27 protein-coding genes are annotated in these 21,223 nt (G+C 29.9%); 3 read left to right on the top strand and 24 right to left on the bottom strand.

Features of this window, described 5'->3' with window-relative positions; translation table 11 throughout:
• Positions 1-43 precede the first annotated feature (43 nt).
• A complete protein-coding gene (locus IC218_RS19635; protein WP_227436177.1) occupies positions 44-235 on the top strand; it encodes a hypothetical protein in 192 nt (63 codons plus the stop codon).
• A gap of 393 nt (positions 236-628) precedes the next feature.
• The gene (locus IC218_RS19630) at positions 629-1,501 is read left to right on the top strand and encodes an aldose 1-epimerase family protein (protein WP_227825288.1); all 873 of its coding nucleotides are present in this window, start codon (positions 629-631) and stop codon (positions 1,499-1,501) included.
• A 252-nt stretch (positions 1,502-1,753) separates the two neighbouring features.
• Here the strand turns inward: IC218_RS19630 and IC218_RS19625 are convergent, their stop codons facing one another.
• The gene (locus IC218_RS19625; RefSeq protein ID WP_227825287.1) at positions 1,754-2,911 is read right to left on the bottom strand and encodes a S41 family peptidase; all 1,158 of its coding nucleotides are present in this window, start codon (positions 2,909-2,911) and stop codon (positions 1,754-1,756) included.
• A gap of 154 nt (positions 2,912-3,065) precedes the next feature.
• On the opposite strand from IC218_RS19625, the gene IC218_RS19620 reads away from it, so the two are divergent.
• Positions 3,066-3,635 carry a 5-formyltetrahydrofolate cyclo-ligase gene (locus tag IC218_RS19620; protein WP_227436202.1) on the top strand — a complete coding sequence of 190 codons (570 nt, stop codon included), beginning with the start codon at positions 3,066-3,068 and terminating at the stop codon, positions 3,633-3,635.
• Between the two features lie 179 nt (positions 3,636-3,814).
• Here IC218_RS19620 and IC218_RS19615 read toward each other — a convergent pair whose 3' ends face one another.
• The 23 genes from IC218_RS19615 to upp form a co-directional block, all read right to left on the bottom strand.
• Positions 3,815-4,231, bottom strand: a complete 417-nt coding sequence (locus IC218_RS19615) for a hypothetical protein (RefSeq protein ID WP_255613098.1) — start codon at positions 4,229-4,231, stop codon at positions 3,815-3,817.
• 214 nt (positions 4,232-4,445) lie between these two features.
• Positions 4,446-5,540, bottom strand: a complete 1,095-nt coding sequence (locus IC218_RS19610) for a hypothetical protein (RefSeq protein ID WP_227436206.1) — start codon at positions 5,538-5,540, stop codon at positions 4,446-4,448.
• Positions 5,541-5,973: 433 nt separating this feature from the next.
• On the bottom strand, positions 5,974-6,915 hold the full coding sequence (locus IC218_RS19605) for a transketolase family protein (protein WP_227483591.1): 942 nt from the start codon (positions 6,913-6,915) through the stop codon (positions 5,974-5,976).
• On the bottom strand, positions 6,908-7,735 hold the full coding sequence (locus IC218_RS19600) for a transketolase (protein WP_227436212.1): 828 nt from the start codon (positions 7,733-7,735) through the stop codon (positions 6,908-6,910). The genes IC218_RS19605 and IC218_RS19600 overlap by 8 nt, the downstream gene beginning before the upstream one ends.
• Before the next feature lie 171 nt (positions 7,736-7,906).
• A complete protein-coding gene (locus tag IC218_RS19595) occupies positions 7,907-8,290 on the bottom strand; it encodes a type II toxin-antitoxin system PemK/MazF family toxin (protein WP_003421356.1) in 384 nt (127 codons plus the stop codon).
• Entirely contained in the window at positions 8,259-8,546 is a 288-nt protein-coding gene (locus IC218_RS19590) for an antitoxin (protein ID WP_227436214.1), read from the bottom strand. Before IC218_RS19590 ends, IC218_RS19595 begins: the two co-directional genes overlap by 32 nt.
• Before the next feature lie 32 nt (positions 8,547-8,578).
• The gene (gene alr, locus IC218_RS19585) at positions 8,579-9,736 is read right to left on the bottom strand and encodes an alanine racemase (RefSeq protein ID WP_227436215.1); all 1,158 of its coding nucleotides are present in this window, start codon (positions 9,734-9,736) and stop codon (positions 8,579-8,581) included.
• Positions 9,737-9,750: 14 nt separating this feature from the next.
• Entirely contained in the window at positions 9,751-10,341 is a 591-nt protein-coding gene (gene gerS / locus IC218_RS19580) for a germination lipoprotein GerS (RefSeq protein ID WP_227436217.1), read from the bottom strand.
• Positions 10,342-10,361: 20 nt separating this feature from the next.
• The gene (locus tag IC218_RS19575; RefSeq protein ID WP_227436219.1) at positions 10,362-10,823 is read right to left on the bottom strand and encodes a CBS domain-containing protein; all 462 of its coding nucleotides are present in this window, start codon (positions 10,821-10,823) and stop codon (positions 10,362-10,364) included.
• Positions 10,824-10,837: 14 nt separating this feature from the next.
• Positions 10,838-11,218, bottom strand: a complete 381-nt coding sequence (gene acpS / locus IC218_RS19570) for a holo-ACP synthase (protein WP_227436228.1) — start codon at positions 11,216-11,218, stop codon at positions 10,838-10,840.
• Positions 11,219-11,690: 472 nt separating this feature from the next.
• Positions 11,691-11,951: an ATP synthase F1 subunit epsilon gene (gene atpC / locus IC218_RS19565; protein WP_227436229.1), complete on the bottom strand. Its 261-nt coding sequence runs from the start codon at positions 11,949-11,951 to the stop codon at positions 11,691-11,693.
• Between the two features lie 2 nt (positions 11,952-11,953).
• Positions 11,954-13,348 carry a F0F1 ATP synthase subunit beta gene (atpD, locus tag IC218_RS19560; RefSeq protein WP_227436232.1) on the bottom strand — a complete coding sequence of 465 codons (1,395 nt, stop codon included), beginning with the start codon at positions 13,346-13,348 and terminating at the stop codon, positions 11,954-11,956.
• A gap of 12 nt (positions 13,349-13,360) precedes the next feature.
• Positions 13,361-14,239 (bottom strand): ATP synthase F1 subunit gamma, encoded by an 879-nt coding sequence (gene atpG / locus IC218_RS19555; RefSeq protein ID WP_227436233.1) that lies wholly within the window; start codon positions 14,237-14,239, stop codon positions 13,361-13,363.
• A 27-nt stretch (positions 14,240-14,266) separates the two neighbouring features.
• On the bottom strand, positions 14,267-15,769 hold the full coding sequence (atpA, locus tag IC218_RS19550; protein ID WP_227436234.1) for a F0F1 ATP synthase subunit alpha: 1,503 nt from the start codon (positions 15,767-15,769) through the stop codon (positions 14,267-14,269).
• Positions 15,770-15,785: 16 nt separating this feature from the next.
• On the bottom strand, positions 15,786-16,331 hold the full coding sequence (locus IC218_RS19545; RefSeq protein WP_227825286.1) for a F0F1 ATP synthase subunit delta: 546 nt from the start codon (positions 16,329-16,331) through the stop codon (positions 15,786-15,788).
• A complete protein-coding gene (gene atpF / locus IC218_RS19540) occupies positions 16,328-16,825 on the bottom strand; it encodes a F0F1 ATP synthase subunit B (protein WP_227436237.1) in 498 nt (165 codons plus the stop codon). Before atpF ends, IC218_RS19545 begins: the two co-directional genes overlap by 4 nt.
• Before the next feature lie 123 nt (positions 16,826-16,948).
• Entirely contained in the window at positions 16,949-17,209 is a 261-nt protein-coding gene (gene atpE, locus IC218_RS19535; RefSeq protein WP_021386434.1) for an ATP synthase F0 subunit C, read from the bottom strand.
• 70 nt (positions 17,210-17,279) lie between these two features.
• The gene (locus IC218_RS19530) at positions 17,280-17,984 is read right to left on the bottom strand and encodes a F0F1 ATP synthase subunit A (RefSeq protein ID WP_227436239.1); all 705 of its coding nucleotides are present in this window, start codon (positions 17,982-17,984) and stop codon (positions 17,280-17,282) included.
• 2 nt (positions 17,985-17,986) lie between these two features.
• Complete coding sequence (locus tag IC218_RS19525; protein WP_227436241.1) at positions 17,987-18,373, bottom strand: ATP synthase subunit I; 387 nt, start codon at positions 18,371-18,373, stop codon at positions 17,987-17,989.
• 4 nt (positions 18,374-18,377) lie between these two features.
• Positions 18,378-18,605, bottom strand: a complete 228-nt coding sequence (locus tag IC218_RS19520) for an AtpZ/AtpI family protein (protein ID WP_227436243.1) — start codon at positions 18,603-18,605, stop codon at positions 18,378-18,380.
• A gap of 199 nt (positions 18,606-18,804) precedes the next feature.
• Positions 18,805-19,242 (bottom strand): deoxycytidylate deaminase, encoded by a 438-nt coding sequence (locus IC218_RS19515; protein ID WP_227436245.1) that lies wholly within the window; start codon positions 19,240-19,242, stop codon positions 18,805-18,807.
• A 227-nt stretch (positions 19,243-19,469) separates the two neighbouring features.
• Positions 19,470-20,285: a selenium-dependent molybdenum cofactor biosynthesis protein YqeB gene (yqeB, locus tag IC218_RS19510; protein WP_227825285.1), complete on the bottom strand. Its 816-nt coding sequence runs from the start codon at positions 20,283-20,285 to the stop codon at positions 19,470-19,472.
• Positions 20,286-20,576: 291 nt separating this feature from the next.
• Positions 20,577-21,206, bottom strand: a complete 630-nt coding sequence (gene upp, locus IC218_RS19505) for a uracil phosphoribosyltransferase (RefSeq protein ID WP_227436248.1) — start codon at positions 21,204-21,206, stop codon at positions 20,577-20,579.
• Between the last annotated feature and the right edge of the window lie 17 nt (positions 21,207-21,223).

Here is a 21,223-nt window from a genome sequence, read left to right as displayed (position 1 = left end):
TTTTGTAAAAATATAATTAAAAGAACTTTAAGGAGTTGATATTGTGGATGATTTTTCTAAATTAAAAAATTTATATGAAGATGGATATAGATGTATTTATCATAATTGTGTTGATAATAATTATACTATCTATCTTAAGAATTTTTATACGGAAGGTACAGAAACTGTAGAGTTAAGTAGTGAATCAGATTTTTCACAATTTAAAGATTATATAGATGGACTTAGAATGTCTTAATTCTTTGGGAACCCATTAAAATAGGGAGTTTAACAACTCCCTATTTTGAAGTCACAATTTTTTTAATAAGCTTTAAAAGTTCGTCTCGGTTTACTTCTCTTTGTTTTTTTCTGTCTTTATACTCTTGAAAGTTAACAACTTTTGTATTTGATTTTTCCATAAACTCACTTCCCATTTAACATTATTAACTTATCTTAATATATTTAATTCTATACAATTTATCTATTTCCTTCTATTTATAATACAAAATTTCTTAAATAATCCCAAATTTTCAAAACAAAATTTTCAAAATATACTAAAATCTACCTTTCAAATATAATATCAAATACAATTTAAAACTCATTATACTTTATAGTATAATATACTAACAAAGTATAATAAAGGAGATTTTAAATGAATATATTACAAAATGAAAACTTAATTATTGAATCAAGTAGCTCTGGTGCTGAGCTTACTAGGATATTTTCTAAAAAACATAACAGAAATATTCTTTGGGATGGTAATAAAAAGCATTGGAGTAGACAATCACCTATATTATTCCCTATAGTTGGTAAACTGCTTGATAATGAAACCATAATAGAAGAAAATTTATACAATATGACTCAACATGGATTTGCTAGAGATATGGATTTTGAAATTACAAATAAAAGTGATACATTCATATCTTATAGTTTAAAATCCAACGAATCTACTCTAAAAAAATATCCCTACTCTTTTGAACTGCTTATAAATTATACATTAAATGACAATAGCATAAATATAGAATGGATTGTAAAAAATACTGACTCTAAAGATATATTCTTTTCTATAGGTGGACATCCTGCATTTAATCTTCCTTTTTATGAACAAGATGACTTTTCTAAATACTATCTTGAGTTTAAAGGAAGAAATAATGTAGAAAAAATTAATTTAAATGGGTCCTTTACTGATGATACAAAATTTATTGGAGATTTAAAAAAGTTACAATTAAATCCAGAATTATTTAAAAATGATGCTTTAATATACACTAACATAGACAAAGTATCTATATATAATGATAAAGATAGTAAATGCCTAACTATATCTATGAAGAATTTTCCTCTAGTTGGCATTTGGACTCCTTATTATAGCGAAACTAATTCTACTGCTCCATTTTTATGTATAGAACCATGGTATGGTCTCGCTGATAGTATACATTCTAATAAAATTTATAAAGATAAGAAATTTATAAACAAATTAGGTAAAGGAAAAATTTTTACAACTTCTTATAGTATAGACATACATTAGATAAAAAATTTAATTTACATGTATGTGTTTTTACAAAATATTAATTTAATTCAAAATAGAAAATACCTTAAATATTCTTATAATCAGTATAAAACAAATAAGTTTCTATATTACTGAATGAGAGTACTTTTAAATAAGAGTATGTATAGTATTAGAAAATAGTGTTATTAATATTAATATTTCTTAAATCAAAAAAATATTACTGGAATGATAAATTTCCAGTAATATTTTTATATCTACAAACTTTAAATTCTATTTATTAACCTGCTCTCTAAGCCATTCAGTTGCTACATCCAGTTGCTTTTTCTCATCTTTTTCTTCAATGGTAGGTTTTATCCCTTTTTCATTGATATAATCTCCATTAGGTGTAAAGTATTGAGCAGTAGTTAGCTTGTATCCTGTTCCATCTTTCAATCTTACAACTGACTGTACCAGCCCTTTACCATAAGTCGTAGTACCTACAGAAATACCTTCTTTATTATCAACAATTGCAGCTGTTAATATCTCAGCAGCAGAGGCGCTTTCTCCATTAGTTAAAACTACTATTGGAAGTCCCAATTTTTCTTTATCAGATTTTAAGTATTCTGTATTACCTTTATTGTCTTTAGTATACACTATAGTTCCTTCACCAATTAATTCATCAGCAACTTCTTTACATATATCCAACATTCCTCCAGGATTGTTTCTAAGGTCTATTACTAATCCCTTAATATTCTTTTCTTTCAACCCTTTTAAAGCTTTGTCAAAATCAGTATATGTACTTGATATAAACTGGGTAATTTCTATATATCCTAAATCATTATCAATTACTTTACTTTCTATACTTTTCTCAACTATCTGTTCTGTTTTTAGCTCAAAGCTTAGTTGTTTATCTTCTCTCAATACTACTAGCTTTACTTTTTTGCCTTTTTTACCTTTCATCATACTTACAGCTTCATCTGAATTTTTATATGATACAGATTTTCCATTGACTTTTATTAATTTATCTCCTGCTTTTACTCCTGCTTTTTCTGCTGGAGAATCTTTCATAGGAACTACTACAAGACCTCCATCTTTTGATGCTCCTATATACATCCCTACACCAACATAAGAGCCCTCACTATCTTCTATTAGCTTTTTCATTTCATCTTCAGTGTAATAACCAGAATATTTATCATTTGTTCCTAGGAATAATCCCTTTGATGCTCCATCCACTAAATCTTTATCAGAGACTTTTTTATAAAAATCTTGTTTTATAATAGATTCTAATCCTAACAACTTATCATATTTTTTATAGCCTTCATAGAGTTCTTTTGATATTACAACTTTGTTCCCTAATGTAAGCTGAAATGCCGATGTGGCCATAGCTGTTATAATTACTAAAATCACCCCTAAAAAAATAGCTTTCTTTTTTGAAATCACAAGATACATCTCCTTTTACATAAACTATTATATATTATATGACTAGCTGTTATTTTTATTACATTTACCCAAATATATTGCCTTATTACAATAAACTATACTAAAATTTATATTAGAATATAAATTCTGTTCACATTATAACATATTAAGGGAGGAATATTTTATGAAAAAAGAATTTAGGAAAAAAGTTATTGAGCATAGAAAAAATAAAGGTGCTGATTTTATACTAAATAATTCAAATTTGATAACAGAAAAATTACTTCAAATGGAGGATATAAGAAACGCAACTAACATAATGCTTTATCTAGATTTTAATAACGAAGTTAACACAGATAATTTAATCAAAAAACTTTTATCTCTAAAGAAAATAGTCTCAAGTCCTATTACAATAAAAGAAAATCATACATTAATTCCTACTCAAATAACAGATTTAGATAACGGACTAAAAATTGGTGCATATGGAATAAGAGAACCTAACGAAAAATCGCCTAAAATTGATATTAAAGCTTTAGATGTTGTAATTGTTCCAGCTGTTGCATATGACATACATTGCTATAGATTGGGATATGGCGGAGGATTTTATGATAGATTTTTAGAGAACTTAAGAAAAGACGCAATAACTATAGGAATAGCATTTGACTTTCAGGTATTCGATTCTATTCCAAAAGAAACTCATGATGCTCAATTAAACTATATAGTTACTGAAACTAGAATTCTTACACCAAATAATTAAGACTCTCAATACTATTAATATAACACTCTGTTTAATATTTAATTTTTATCTCATTCAATGAATATTTTAAGTCATGGCTTTTACATCAATAAAGCTTCGAAATGATTTATTTACATTAATAAAAACCATGACTTTATTTTACTATACAAATAAATAGTTATCTAATTACAAATATATTTTTATTTAGTAGAATTTAATTCTATTCTATCTGGAAGTTCACTCATATTTGTTTCAACCACTATGTATGGAAGAGAATCCTCCTTATCCTTATACTTTATCTTAACTCTCAAAACTTCTTTTCCTTCTTCACTTACACTTTCTATGTTATCCATCTCAATACCATATTTATTATTTCCCCTAGTTACTATGATGTATATTTTATTATCAATTTTAGCTGCTAATGCCCTTTCTTCATTCGTGTATTTGTCCATAACGTCAAGTATCTTTTCTGGTATTGAATTCCTTTGCAATACTGTATAATCTATTGGTTTAGTTTTTTCTATAAACATACTTGGTATGAATATAAATCCTCCTATTACAAATATAAGAGCTATAACTCCATAAATTATACCTTTAATATTAAACTTTACATTCAATTTTATCACTCCTCCCGTCTATTTAAATATATGATTTATAATTTTGTCTTAGACTTTAAATCATCAATAATAAAATGTTTATTAACAATTGTCTTCAAGTATAAAACAATTAAAAAAGGGATTTTATGACAAATAAATTATAAAATAAAAAAGAGTTATATAAAAACAATTTAATTGTTTTTATATAACTCTTTATTTTACAATTCCAAATTACTTATTTACCATTAACTCCTTCTTGATAGCCAGATGTTTTTGTAATCTGTCTATAAAGAACACAAACCAGTATTATGACGCCCATATATCCGGTATATGGATATAAGATACCAACCAGCTTATCAAATGGTAAGAATCCACCTATAAGACCTAATATAGCTGTTATTAATGTTATTAATTTGAATTTAGGATGATTATCATCTACAAATCTATTAGTTACTGACCATAATAAAGGTACAGCTGTTGTATATATTCCTAATATAAGAACTACTGAGAATAAAACTCCAACTATTGGTGAAATCTTATCAGCTAAGAATAATGAAGGTATTGCTTTTGAATATAAGTTCCCTATATCAGAAAGCATTGCTAAGTTCATCATTATAGCTGCTGCCATAAGTGCTACACCACCTAGTATACCACCACAAACAGCTTCTTTTTTATTAGCAGCACTTGCTCCTAATCCTGTTAAGAACGCCATGACAACGATTGTATTATAAGTAGTATATATTACACCAGATAGGTATGCGTTTGGAACTGGCTTAGTTACCTCTACAGTACTAAGAATCTCTCCTGCTTGAGATAAGTTACCTATATTACTGCTCAAACTTATAGCTCCAACTAAAAGTGTAAAGATTATTATTATAGGCCCTATTCCACCTAGTATCTTTGATAATTTATCAAGACCTAATGAAACAGTTAATAATGCTACTACTGCCATACCTATTCTACCTACAAATGGATTTAATCCATAGTATTCAGTTAAAGTTGCTCCTGCTCCTGAAATCATTACTACGAAAACACCAAATAAGAATAAAGGTCCAAACCACTCAAAGAATATTCCTAAATACTTACCACAATAAACACGATAAATTTTGATAGGTTCCTTAAGTTGAAGTTCTTTACCTTTTGACATTACTGAAGCACCCATCCATGAGAATAATACCATTGAAATTATCCCACCAATAATACCTGCAAACCCATAAAAAGTGAAGAATTGCATTATTTCTTGTCCTGTTGCAAATCCAGAACCGATTACTGTTGCTACATAAGCTCCTGCGAAACTGATGACCGTTTTAACATTTACTTTTTCTGACATATCTCAGTTACCTCCCCACGTGAAATTTTTTCATCTGCTTAATTACTTCGATAAACTACTTACAATTTCCTTTAACATAAAATCCATGATAACTGTTTTAAAACTTTTTGTATTTTGTATAATAACTTAAAACTTATAGCATATTTTTTATACAGTATACCTCCCTTCATACAATTCTTTAAATTCTTTTTATCTAAGTAGTTATTATATGTATAAAACTAATTTCCCTATAAACTATATATTAGTCATATTTTTCTGAATAGTCAATATATATTTGAATATTTTCTCTATTTTTGTAAAAATTTGAATATTTGGTTAGGTTTTTGATAAATTGATATAGTGTATAAAAAAGAGAGATACAAATTCATATAATGCTTTATATCTCTCTTTTACACATATTATATTGTTAACAAACATGCATAATTTATATTTCTTACATTCTTTTTGCAAGAATAGCTTCTTTTACAGCTTTTACTATGTCATCACAAGTTAATTCATATTTTTTTAACAATTCGTTTGGAGCACCAGATTCTCCAAAAGAATCCTTAATCCCAACTTTTTTTACAATAGTTGGATAAGATTCTCCAACTGTCTCACTTACAGCAGAACCTAATCCTCCAATTATACTATGTTCTTCTACAGTTACAATAGCATTAGTTTCTTTTGCTGATTTTAATATTAAATCCTTATCTATAGGTTTTATTGTGGACATATTTATGACTCTAGCACTAATACCTTCTTCTTGCAATTTTTCTTGTGCTAATATAGCATCATTCACCATAATCCCACAAGCTATAATCGTGACATCATTGCCATCTCTTAGTACTACACCTTTTCCTATTTCAAAGTGATAATCCTCATCAAATAAAACTGGAACTGAACTTCTTCCTAGTCTAACATAAACAGGTCCATTGTATTTAGCTATTTCAAAAATCATCTTCTCCGTCTCTACTCCATCAGCTGGAACAAGAACTGTCATATTTGGTATAGCTCTCATTATTGCAATATCCTCTACACTTTCATGAGATGCTCCATCTTCTCCAACAGTAAGTCCTGCATGAGTAGCACAAATTTTTACATTTAATTTTGGATAACAAACTGAATTTCTTATAATCTCAAATGCTCTTCCTGTAGCAAACATAGCAAAAGTACTAGCAAAAGGTATTTTTCCAGCAGTTGATAACCCACAAGCAGCACCTATTAGATTTTGTTCGGCTATGCCCATATTAAAAAATCTATCTGGAAATGCTTCATAAAAATCATGTGTCTTTGTAGACTTTGATAAATCTGCATCTAATACTACAACATTGTCATTTATTTGTCCTAATTTTACCAAGGCTTTACCATATGCTTCTCTTGTTGCCATTTTATTCATTGTCAGCACCTCCTAATTCAAGTAAGGCTTGTTCTAGTTCTGCATCATTTGGAGCTGTCCCATGCCATCCTGCTTGATTTTCCATAAAAGATATTCCTTTACCCTTTATAGTCTTTGCAACTATCATTGTAGGCTTTTTAACTGTTGATTTAGCTATATCAAGAGCAGCAAATATTTGGTCAAAATCATGACCATCTATTTCAATTACATTCCATCCAAAAGCCTTAAATTTATCAACTATTGAACCTAAGTTCATTACACTTTCTATGTTTCCATCTATCTGAAGTCCATTATTGTCTAAAAAAGCAATTAAATTATCAAGTTTATAATGTGCTGCACTCATAGCAGCTTCCCAAACAATACCTTCTTGAACTTCTCCATCACCAAGTAAAGTGTACACATTCCATGGTGCATTATCTAATTTTGATGCCATAGCCATCCCACATGCAGCCGAGAAACCTTGACCTAAGGAACCTGTAGATATCTCCACACCAGGTGTTCCTTTCATATCTGGATGCCCTTGTAACATTCTTCCTATTTTCCTCAGCCCATTTAATTCTTCCTTATCAAAATAACCTTTTTCAGCCAATGTTGCATATAATGCTGGTGCAGCATGTCCTTTTGATAATACAAATCTATCTCTATCCTCCATTTTAGGATTTGAAGAATCCACATTCATTTCATCAAAGTATAACGCAGTAAGTATTTCAACTACTGATAATGACCCTCCTGGATGTCCAGATTTGGCTCTATGTATCATAGAAACTATATCTCTTCTTATGATACGCGCAATCTCATTTAATCCTTTATGGTCTCTCATGTAATTACCTCCCTTGAGTTTGTAATTTTTATATCAATTCCATATTATTATATCACTTTTATGCTATTTTTTTTCGTTATTTTTGATTTTATTAGCTTAGGCACTAAAATTAAACTCTATGAAATATTTTTAAAGAAAAAAGGGATTGTCTAACAAAAGACAAATCCCTCTTTAAAAAGTAAACAATCCTAAACTTATTTGAAGTCCATCATCTACTTTTATCATCATATTTTCATCTAGACAACCAATTTTTTCCCTCAGCCTCTTTTTATCAATAGTTCTGATTTGTTCTAAAAGAATCACTGAGTCTTTATTAAGCCCATATTCATTGGAACTTATCTCTACATGAGTAGGTAATTTGGCTTTATTAATCTGAGATGTTATAGCTGATACTATAACTGTAGGACTATATTTATTACCTACATCATTTTGTATTATCAGAACAGGCCTAACTCCTCCCTGTTCTGAACCAACAACTGGACTTAAATCAGCGTAATATAAATCACCACGCTTTATTTCACAATTAGTACTCACCTTGGGCAATCTTCCCTTCATTTTTATCATCAGAAGATACTTCGTCAACTGTCATACCTAGTTCAGCTAATGACAGATTAATTTGACCCATTTCTCTATAACCCGTTTTCATAGATTCTTTAATATGAATTCTCTTTTTCTGAGTTATATAGAACTGAAAAGCAGCTTTTGCAAAATCTTCTCTGTTACTGTTCTCCATCTGAACAATACTATCAACTTCAGAAATCAGAGAGTCTGGTAAAGTAACTTCTATTTTTTCTTTACTCTTATCGTACACAAAATCGCCTCCCAGATTATAATATCATGGTTTTATTTTAGCAAATAACTGTTTATTTGTACAAGCTCATTATTTTCCATATAAACACGGTCAACTCTTCTTGATATCATGCATAACACTTCATAGTTTATAGTTCCTAAGTCTTTGGCTATACGTTCAGCTGTAACTTCACCTTCTCCAAATAGTATAACCTCATCTCCAACTTTTATGTCTACATCTTTGTCAATTCTAACCATTATTTGATCCATACAAATTCTACCAACTACATCAAATACTTCTCCTTTAATAATAACTTTTGGATTCTTTTGAATTCTAGTAAATCCATCTGCATATCCTATTGGAATTGTAGCTATTGTTTCCATACTAGTAGTTGTATATTTTAGTCCATAACTTATTCCTATACCTGGTTCAACTTGTTTTATATGTCCGATTTTTGATTTTAATTTCATGGCTGGTTTTAGTTCTAGTCTTTCTTTAAATACATCATCAGATGGATAATGACCATATAATATTATTCCTGCTCTTACCATATTTAATCTTAAATCAGGGCAATCCATAATAGCTGCACTATTTGATACATGCTTTATAGCTATTTCTACACCAGCTTCATCTAACTTATCAGACATAAATTTATAATTATTAGCTTGTTTATAAGTGTACTCTTTACTTACTTCATCAGCTGTAGCAAAATGAGTAAACATACCTTCTAAATTTATATATTCTAATTTATTTAATTTTACTATATCCTGAACTGACTCTTCATTAGGTTGGAAACCTATTCTAGTCATTCCTGAGTCTATTTTAATGTGAACACAGGCTTTTTCTCCTAAAGATTTTGCAATTTCGTTTATCTTTTGTGCTGTTTCTAAAGAATAAACTGTCATAGTTATTTTATTTTTTATAGAATCTTCAAAAGCTTCATCTGGAGTATATCCTAAGTTCAAAATAGGAAGTGTTATACCATTTTGTCTAAGTTCAATTCCTTCAGCAGTTCTTGCTACTGCTAAATAATCTACTTTTTCCTTTTGTAATAATTTTGCAACTTCTACTGCACCATGTCCATATGCATCAGCTTTTATTACTCCACAAACCTTAATATCTTCTTCTAATAAATTTTTAATATTTTTTAAGTTAAATCTTAAGTTATCTAGATTTATCTCTGCCCATGTAGGCACTGTTATTTTTTGCATTTCTTTAGTCCCCCTTAGTTTCTGTATTCAAAATCTCTGTATTTTACTGTAAATCTTGGCACTCCTTCATTATCTAACACTTCCATCTTTTCAGGGTTCTTTGTGTCAGCATTTACATATAATACTTGCTTATTAAAATATTTATTATCCCCAGGAATAAAAGTCTCTAAAACCAAATTTCCTTTGGATAACTTTATTTTCATCTCTTCGTTTTGAAGATAATTTTTTATAAAGTCTCCTATAAAAAGATATTGATTATTTTTTCCTGTATTAGGCAATTCCACTATATCACTGATATTTGGATTTTTAACTAATATTTTATCACCTTGATACTCTATACTTTTTCCCTTTAAGTGTTTTGGGGAAATTACTTCTAATTTATAGTTATCAGTTTTTTTATAAGTATGAATTAAAACATAATTGTGTGGGCTCTTATTTCCAACTACTTCTACTTCAGCTTTACAACTGTAAGAATTCATATCAGAAATCTGCTTTTGAAAGTCTTTGTATACTTCTTCTTTTGTGGACTGTCGTTTTTGGCATCCTATTACAATTATAACCAGTGCCAAGAACATAATACATACTATAGTCCACTTTTTTCTCACATCACACCTCCTACTTCAGTTTATTCATTATATAAAGCTTTTATTATATCATATCTACAGATTATACCTTTAATTTTATTGTCATCATCTACTACAGGAACTCTGTTTATTGATTTTTTAATCATTATATTAGCCACATCATCGAACTTATCATCTTCATGAACTTTTATTATGTCTTTAGACATCAGTTCTCCGACTTTATACGCTGCTACTTGCTTTATGTCTTTTTCTACCTTTTTTAAATCATCTAAAAAAATCAGCCCTTGTAATAAATTTATATAGAGAGGTGCTTCTATATATTTTTCTTTTTTAAGAATGTCTGTCTCAGAAATTATTCCAACAACTTTATTTTCTGAATCTACAACTGGCAATCCTCCTATTTTCTCTGCAATTAGCATATTAGCTACATCTGCTATACTATCATCTTGTTTTGCTACTATTACATCTGTTGTCATTATTTCTTTTGCTGTTTTATCCATCATAGTGTAATCACTCCTTAGTCCTTAATTATAGTTATCGCATTTGCTATAGCATAATCTTTTGAATGTGATATTGAAACTTTTATTTCTAAAACATTATAATCTATGCACATTTTTGCCAGATTATTATAAGTTTTTACTATTGGTTTTCCCATTTCATTTCTGAGAACCTCTATATCTTTAAAGTTAAACATTCTGATTCCTGTACCCATAGATTTACTTATAGCTTCCTTAGCCGCAAAATTACCGGCTATACTTTCTGCCTTAAAATTTTTAGAATTAAAATATTCAATTTCTTTATCTGTAAACATTTTCTCTAAAAACCGATTATTTTTTTCTACAGCTTTTTTTATTCTGTCAATTTCAACTATGTCTACTCCAATATCAAATATATCCATTTTTCCTCCAGAAAATTTATAATAGCTCTTTTCATTTAATAATGAATTTATAAATTTACTATTGATAATACCTATTATTGTTTAGTTTATGTTACTTATCCCAATTTAATAATCATTATAATAAAATTGTAACTTTTAAAATTATTTATAATAAATAACCTATGTAAATCTATTATATTATTTATTATACTACACAACTAAGCAAATTTTTTAAATTTTATAAAAATTTTATATAGATTCCTTATATGAATATTTTTTCACTTCTATATAATCTATCTAAACTTTCTTTATCTTATTAATTACAACATAATTTTGCAGTAAATTCAAACATTTTGTGAATTTATTGTCAGTGCATTTTCTGCATACTTTACACTCTATTTGTTATTATTTTATTAACACCAAAACATAAAAAAGTCACTTTGACCAAAAATATTTTTAGTAAAAATGACTTTTCATGTTTTATATTAAGTTATTAAATCCATTCAGCAGATTCTGTCAATATAACGGTTTTATTTTGATCTACATTAACAAATCCTTCTGATATTTTTGCTTCTTTAAAATTTCCATCTTTTTTTATCTTCAAAGTCCCTACAGGTATGCCTGAAACAAATGGTATATGACCTTTCAATACCCCTTTGTCTCCCTTTGTAGTTCTAACTACTATCATTTCAACTTCTCCATCATAAAATGTATCATTTGGAGTTACAACTTTCAATGAAAATTCACTAGCCATGACTACATACTTCCCTTCGCTTTTTTAACAGCATCTTCTATTGTACCTACAAACAGGAATGCTGACTCTGGTAAGTCATCATGTTTACCTTCAAGTATCTCTTTGAATCCTCTTACAGTTTCTTTAACAGGAACATATTGACCTGGATTTCCTGTAAATTGCTCTGCAACTGTAAACGATTGAGATAAGAATCTTTGTATTTTTCTAGCACGTGCAACTATTAACTTATCTTCATCAGACAATTCATCCATACCAAGTATGGCAATTATATCTTGTAGTTCTTTATATCTTTGAAGTATTGATTGAACTCCTCTGGCTACTTCATAATGTTCTTTTCCTACTATACTAGGGTCAAGAATTCTTGATGTAGATTCAAGAGGGTCAACCGCTGGATATATACCAAGTGATGATATTTGTCTAGATAAAACTGTTTTTGCATCTAAGTGAGAGAATGTTGTAGCTGGTGCTGGGTCAGTTAAGTCATCTGCTGGTACATATACTGCTTGAACAGATGTTATTGAACCTTTCTTAGTTGACGTTATCCTCTCTTGAAGTGCACCCATTTCAGTAGCTAATGTTGGTTGGTAACCAACAGCTGATGGCATACGTCCTAGAAGTGCTGAAACTTCTGAACCAGCTTGTGTGAAACGGAATATATTATCAACGAAAAGTAAGACGTCTTGTCCTTGCTCATCTCTAAAATGTTCTGCCATTGTAAGTCCAGTTAAAGCAACTCTCATTCTTGCTCCAGGTGGCTCGTTCATCTGACCAAATACTAGAGCTGTCTTATTTATAACTCCAGACTCACTCATTTCTCCATAAAGGTCATTACCTTCTCTTGTTCTTTCTCCTACTCCTGAGAATACAGAAATACCACCATGTTGCTTAGCAATATTGTTTATAAGTTCTTGTATTAAAACTGTTTTTCCTACTCCTGCTCCTCCAAATAGACCTATTTTTCCACCTTTCAGATATGGTGCTAGCAAATCAACTACCTTAATACCTGTTTCTAGTATCTCAGCTGTAGTTTCTAGTTCGTCATATGCTGGTGCTGGTCTATGTATAGGTAACTTAGGCGCAGACTTTGGAGCTGGTTTTCCATCAACTGGTTTTCCAAGAACATTGAATATTCTACCTAAAGTTTCATCTCCAACAGGAACACTTATTGGTCCTCCTGTATCTACAACTTCCATACCTCTTACAAGTCCATCTGTTGCACTCATAGAGATACATCTTACTGTATCATCACCTATATGTTGAGCAACTTCTGCAACTATTTCTTTATCTCCTAACTTTATTACTAACGCATTTAATAAGTTAGGTAGGCTTTGTTCATTATCAAACTTAACATCTAGTACAGCTCCTACAATCTGTACTATTTCACCTACATTTGCCATTTCCTAACCTCCCTATTTTAGAGCTTCAACTCCACCAACTATCTCTGTTATTTCTTGAGTTACAGCTGACTGTCTTGCTCTGTTATAACTTAACTCTAAATTAGATAGCATTTCATTCGCATTATCTGTGGCTGATTCCATCGCAGTTCTTCTAGCTCCTTGCTCTGATGCAAAAGATTCTAAAATCCCACCATATATTGTACCTGATACAAACTGAGGCACAATATAACTTAAGACTGCTTCTGCTGATGGTATATATTGTACTTTCGATTTATTTTGTTTTTCTTCTTTTATTACAATTCCATGGTCATCTGTATCTTTTTCAAACACCAATGGAAGCAATTTTAAAACTTCAACTTCTTGTAATAACGCTGATTTAAATTTTGTATAAGCTATATAAACTTCATCTACTTCACCTTTTTTATACAGGTCAATAACAGTTTGTGAAATTTCTATCGCTTCTTCATATCCACAAGCTTCAACACTATTTATATCTTTTGCTATATTGTAATTTCTCTTAGAAAAAAACTCGTGAGCCTTCTTTCCTACTGTGATAACTGTTTCTTTTTTTCCTTCCATGTGAGATACAGATTCCTTTAATACATTGGAATTGTATCCACCTGCAAGACCTCTATCTCCAGCTACCACTATATAGCATTTATTTTTTACTTCTCTTACTTTTAAAAATTCATTTCTAACTCCACGTGTTGTTTGGGCAATATCTTTTACTGTATCGTACAAAGTATTAAAGTATTCTCTTGAATCTTCAGCTTTTTCTTTTGCTTTTCTAAGCTTAGAAGATGCAACAAGTTCCATTGCTTTAGTTATTTGTTTTGTACTTTCAACACTCCCCATACGTGTTTTAATCGCTTTAATTCCAGCTCCTGCCAATTAATTTACCTCCTTTTTTAAAAAGGATTATACTTCAACAACAAACTTTTCTTTAAATTCATTTATTGCATCTGTTAAATCATGAGTGAAGTCTTCTCCATCTAATATTTTTCTTGATATTTCTGGATAATTATTATCTACAAATGCATACAATTCTGATTCAAATCTAGCTATATTATCTATTGGAATATCTTCCAAGTGATTATTTATAACAGCGTATATTATCATAACTTGATTTTCAACTTTTATTGGTTGATGCTCACCTTGTTTTAATATCTCAACGATTCTTTCACCTTGAGCAAGTCTCTTTTTAGTATCTTCATCTAAGTCAGAACCAAATTGTGAGAATGCTGCAAGCTCTCTATATTGTGAATATGCAAGTTTCAATGTACCTGCAACTTTTTTCATTGCCTTAATTTGCGCAGAACCACCAACCCTCGATACTGATATACCAGGGTCAACTGCTGGTCTTACACCTGAATAGAATAATTCTGGTTGTAAGTATATTTGACCGTCTGTTATAGATATAACATTTGTTGGTATATACGCAGAAACGTCTCCAGCTTGAGTTTCTATTATAGGTAAGGCAGTCATTGAGCCTCCTCCTAATTCATCAGATAACTTAGCTGCTCTTTCAAGTAATCTTGAATGTAAGTAGAATACATCTCCAGGATATGCCTCACGTCCTGGTGGTCTTCTAAGTAATAATGACATTTCTCTATATGCAACGGCTTGTTTACTTAAATCATCATATACTATAAGCACATGTTTTCCATTGTACATAAATTCTTCACCCATAGCTGCTCCAGCGTATGGTGCTATATATTGAAGTGGTGCTGATTCAGATGCTGTTGCTGAAACTACTATTGTATAGTCTAAAGCTCCACCTTTTTCTAATGAGCTAACTAATTGAGCTATAGTAGAACGTTTTTGCCCAATTGCTACATATATACAGATAACATCTTTTCCTTTTTGATTTAATATAGTGTCGACAACTATAGATGTTTTACCAGTTTGTCTGTCACCTATTATTAACTCTCTCTGACCTCTACCAATTGGTATCATTGAATCTATTGATTTTATACCTGTTTGTAATGGCTCATAAACAGATCTTCTATCTATTATACCAGGTGCTTCAGATTCAACTGGTCTAGTTTTTGTACAAGCTATAGGTCCTTTTCCATCTATTGGCTGACCTAGAGAATTTACAACTCTACCTATTAAGGCTTCTCCAACTGGAACTTCAACTATTCTTCCAGTTCTCTTAACTATATCGCCTTCTTTTATTCCACTGTCATCTCCAAGTATAACAGCTCCAACTACTTCCTCTTCTAAGTTAAGTGCCATACCATATACTTCACCTGGGAACTCTAGTAACTCACCAGACATAGCTTTTTCTAATCCATATACACTAGCTATACCATCCCCAACGGTTAAAACACTACCTGTATCTGTCAATTCAACTTTATTCTCATAATTCTTTATTTGCTGTTTAATTATAGAACTTATTTCTTCAGGTTTTAAGTTCATGGGTTCACCGCCATTCTTAAGATATTACTTCAGATAGCTTTTCTTTCATCTTATCTAGACGAGTTTTTACAGTGCCATCTATCTGCTCATTTCCAAGTCTAACTAGAACTCCCCCTAGTATAGTCTTGTCAACTACATTTTCTATAGTAACATTTTTGTTGTATTTGTTTGAAAGTTTAACTTCAAGTTCTTTAATATCTGTTTCACTCATTGGAATCGCACTTATTGCGACACCATCAATTATATTATTTTTCTTATTTAATAAGTCTTTATAAGCTAACTCTATGTCTTCCAAAAATACTATTCTATCTTTATCTACCAAAACTTTTAAGAAATTTTTTATGTTAGAGCTTACTTCCTTATCAAAAATGATTTCTACCAAGTTTTTCTTTTCTGATTTTGAAACTAATGGTGATTTTAAAACTTTGTAGAAATCTTTGCTAACTTTAGTCATCATATCTACTACTTTTTCTAATTCTTTAAATAATATATCAGTTGAATTTTCTTCTTCTCCTAATTGAAACAGGGCTTCGGCATATCTATTTGCTACTACGTTTATCATTTAGCCTCCCCTACCTCTTTTATAAAGTTTTCTATCAATTCTTCATGTTTAGATTTATCTAAATCTTTTTCAATAACTTTAGATGCTGCAAGTAGTGCTATATTTGATATATCACTCTTAATTTCATTCATAACCTTTTGTTTTTCTTGTTCTATATCTTTGCTTGCTTTATCTTTTATATTAAGAGCATCTTGTTTTGCAGTACTTATTATGTCATCTGATTTTTTCTCTGCTCTTATAGTTGCTTGTTTTATGATTTCTTGACCTTCGTCTTTAGCAAAATTGATTTTTGACTCATATTCTTTTTTTAGTGCCAATCCTTCGTTTTTTGCTTTTTCGCCTTCTGCTAAGTCATTTTTAATATCATTTTCTCTTGATTGGATTATATTTAAAACTGGCTTAAATAAAAGCTTTCTTAGAAGTAAAAATATTATAAAAGTATTAACAATTTGGAATACAAATTCCCATGTTATACCTACTAGTGCTTTCTCCATAATTATCCTCCTTTCCATAAATCATAACTACTTATAATCACGAGATGATAAAATTCATCTCATGATTATAAGTTTGAGATGATTTATCTATAAAACCTATCTCAAAATATTTAAGGACTAAATCTACATTCCTAAGTATTTGAAGAATGGATTTACGAATAGAAGTATTATTGATACAACCAAGCCATATATTGCTGAAGACTCTGCTATAGCAACACCTAGTAATAAAGTTGAAGTTATATCACCTTTAGCTTCTGGTTGATTTCCTACTGCTTCTGCTGCCTTACCTGCTGCTACACCTTGACCAATTCCTGCACCTATACCTGTTGCAACTGCTATTCCTGCTCCTATTGCTGATGCTGCCGCTACTATTGCTGTTTCCATAATTATTTCCTCCTTAAAATTTAAAAATTTAAATTGTTTTTTATTTTTTATCTTAATATAAGTTGATTTCTTAATCTAATTCCCCTGCACTTGATATAAACACCATTGTTAACATTATAAATATATATGCTTGTAACAATCCTGCAAATAAATCGAAGTACAAGTGTAATGGTACTGGTATTAGTATCTGTCCAATTGGTATTGATAATCCTGGTATTAGACTAGATATAAAACCTAAAAGTTGATAAAATAGACCCATTATAATTGTTCCACCTAAGATATTTCCAAATGGACGGAAACTTAATGATATTGGTCTAGCTAACTCACCTATAATGTTAATTGGTAACATTATGGCAAGTGGTTGAGCCAATTCTTTAAAGTATGATACTCCTTTAAATTTAACTCCTGCAAAATAAATCATAAAAAATGTAATCATTGCCCATGCAGCAGTTGTATCTAGGTCGGTTGTTGGTGATCTTAATCCAAGTAATGGGCTTAAATTTGAGCACGCGAAAAATAAAAACAAACTTCCTATGTATGGTATCATATATGGCATTCTTTTTACTGTGTTTTTACCCATAACATTTGTAACCATTTTAGCAAGACCACCTATTGCAAATTCCAAAAATATTTGAACTTTACTGGTTGGAACTTTTTTCAAATTTCTAGTTAAAAAATAAGATGCTATCGCTAAAAAGGCCATTATTCCCCAACTCACTAGTATTGTTTCACTAATTTTAAAGTTTCCTATGAGATAATAATGCGCTTGACTCATACTTACGCCTCCTTCCTCTTTAATTTATTTATAAAGTTTTTTGATAATATGACAAACTTTGTACTCAATAATCCTAGTGCTGTTCCGATTATATTTAAATGTGGAACCTTAGCTGAAGCAAATAGAACAACTGCCATTATAAATAGCCTAATGGTATATTGTGCTGATGCATAAGCTTGTGCTTTTCCAGCTGGCAATGACACTGTTTTTTCTAGTGAGATTGCTAATAATCTAAAATTTAACATAGCTATTATAGAGCCAAATATAAGTCCTAAAAATACTGGCTTACTTAATGTTGATGTTATCAACATTAGCACAATTAAAATTACATCAAATATTACTATACCCTTTGTTACTGACCTTACTTGGTTAAGTAATTTTATATCCAATATATCACTTCCTTCGTGTATATACTATCAGAGTTTTATAAACACCACTAAAAGCACCTCCAACCCCTAACAGTAAAAATATTATTGTTAGAACTGGACTTGTATTTAATTTACTATCTAAAAATTTTCCTAAGAAAGTACATCCTAATATTGATATTACAATCATCAATCCTATTTGACTTATTAAACTAAACAGCTTTGCAATTTCCATATGTGTATTTTTTTTACTCATAAATAGTATCCCTCATTATTACAAAATAAATAACATGTAATTAATCTATATCATAAATTTATTTAATTATAAAATATATCTTACTACTAATCTGATTATTTTTCAAACACTTTCTTTTAATCATTTCATGAGCATGTATTTCAGTGTCAAATTTTATCGTTTATTGTCATTCTAAAATTATTCACTAAAAATTTATCTACTAGAATTTTATAAGTTCTATTCCTGCTTCTTCTAACAATTCTGTAGACATATCATCTGGATAATCGCCTTCATAAACAATTTTCAATATCCCTGCATTTATGCACATTTTTGCACACAAAACACAAGGTCTTGTAGTAACATATAAAGTTGCTCCAGCTACACTAATACCATTATGGGCAGCCTGTATTATAGCATTTTGCTCAGCATGCAATGCCCTACACAGCTCATGTCTTTCTCCTGAAGGAATATTTAGTTCCTGTCTTTTGCACCCAATATTTTCACAATGTTCAAGATTTCTTGGGGAACCATTATATCCAGTTGTTAGAATTTGTTTATCTCTTACAATAACAGCTCCTACTTGTCTCCTAATACAAGTTGAACGCTTTTTTACCACTTCTGCAATTTCCATAAAGTATTCATCCCATGATGGTCTCATAATTTACTTTTCTCCTCTTTGTTTATGTACTGGTCTCATATATATTTATTAGATTTCTTCCTAAATAAATACTTATTTTTATATTATATACACATGTCAATTGAATGTCCAATAAAAAAAGAGCATTTTTACCATTTAAATTTTAAATACCCTTTATATGCTCTCCTTAATCTATTAAATTTATTATATCACCTTAATGAAATATTAATAGTCTTATTTATCATAAATTAATTTATTGGATAGATTCCATTTTTTAATATGGCTTCTAAAACCCCTCCAGCTATACATCTAGCTTTATCTGATATGGTAAAAGCATTCTTAACTTCCTCTTTTCTAGGGTCTATGTCTAATATTTTTAAATTTTTATTTACTTTTGCTCCCTCTTTTAGTAATCCTCTAAGAACTCCAGATATTGTTGCTCTAACTTCATATTTTTGTCCATAATCATTAATATAACAAAGTAAATCACCCTTTTCAACTATATCGCCTATCTTACATACATTTTCCATTATTCCGCTATGTTCTGAGTGTATTACTCTTTCTTTAGAAATCCCTTTTATTGCACCTGGTATTCCTGTATTTTTTTCAGCTCTACCACTGGTTATTATTCTTCCCAGATTATGACCTCTCATTGTCTCTATGACCACATCAACATCTTCTCCTGCACAAAATCCAGGTCCTAAAGCTATTGTAAGTGGAGCCATATCCTTAGTTGTACCCAAATTTTTTTTGGCTAATATTCCATCAATCAAAACAACTGGATTTATCTCAGATAGTTTTTCTCCTTTTGGGTCTACAATAAGTGCTACTTTATCTTGAGATAACGTTTTTTCGATTTCGTCTTTATTTTTACAAAGTTTACACTTTATACCTTCAATAGTAACTTCCTCTTCATATACAGCCTCACAAAAAGAGACCTGTCTTCTTATTGCTAAAGGCTCTTCTATTTCTAATGCAACCACTTTAAAACCACTATTGTGTAACTTATGTATAACTGCTGTTGCTAAATCTCCAGCTCCTCTTACTACTATACATTTTTTCATGTATTATCACTCCCAATAATATCATTAATATTTTAATTTAAACTCAAGTAATATATATCAATTTAATCGTAAGCAACTAACATGCCATATTTAAAATTGCTCATAATTTGTAAACTCAAGTAAAATAGCCATTTTTTATTAATTGGTAAAAGCTTTTTATTCTCAATTCGAGAAATTTATCAATTCAAGAATTCTTATTATGAGAAAATGCATATAAAAAGGAACCTCCTTATATTAAATAATTTTTACTATATAAGAAAGTTCCCAATAAATATTTATAGTTATTAATTTTTATTTAGTTCCAAATAATCTGTCTCCTGCATCACCAAGACCAGGAATTATATATCCATGTTCATTTAATTTCTCATCAATTGATGCAACATATATATCAACATCATCATGATATTTTTGTACTTCTTGTATTCCTTCAGGTGCAGCTACTAAATTAGCTAATTTTATACTTTTAGCTCCTTTAGATTTAAGTAAATCTATTGCTGCAACAGCAGAACCTCCTGTAGCAAGCATAGGGTCAACTACTATTATATCTCTTTCTCCTATGTCTTGAGGAAGTTTACAATAATATTCAACTGGTTTTAATGTTTCTGGGTCTCTATATAATCCTACATGGCCGACTTTTGCTGCAGGCATTAAACTTACTAAACCATCTACCATTCCAAGCCCTGCTCTTAAAATTGGAATTATAGCTAGTTTTTTACCTGCAACAACTTTAGATGATGTTTTTTGAATAGGAGTCTCTATTTCTACATCTTTTAATGGTATATCTTTTGTTATTTCGTATCCCATTAGCATTGCAATTTCAGTTAAAAGTTCTCTGAAATCTTTAGAACCAGTATTTTTATCTCTCATTAAAGTTAGTTTATGTTGTATTAATGGATGGTTTGTCTCTACCACTTTGCTCATTTTGATAATTCCTCCTG

Source organism: Clostridioides sp. ES-S-0005-03 (genome assembly GCF_020658455.1).
Classification (GTDB): domain Bacteria; phylum Bacillota; class Clostridia; order Peptostreptococcales; family Peptostreptococcaceae; genus Clostridioides.
This window is presented reverse-complemented; position numbering and strand designations above follow the sequence as displayed.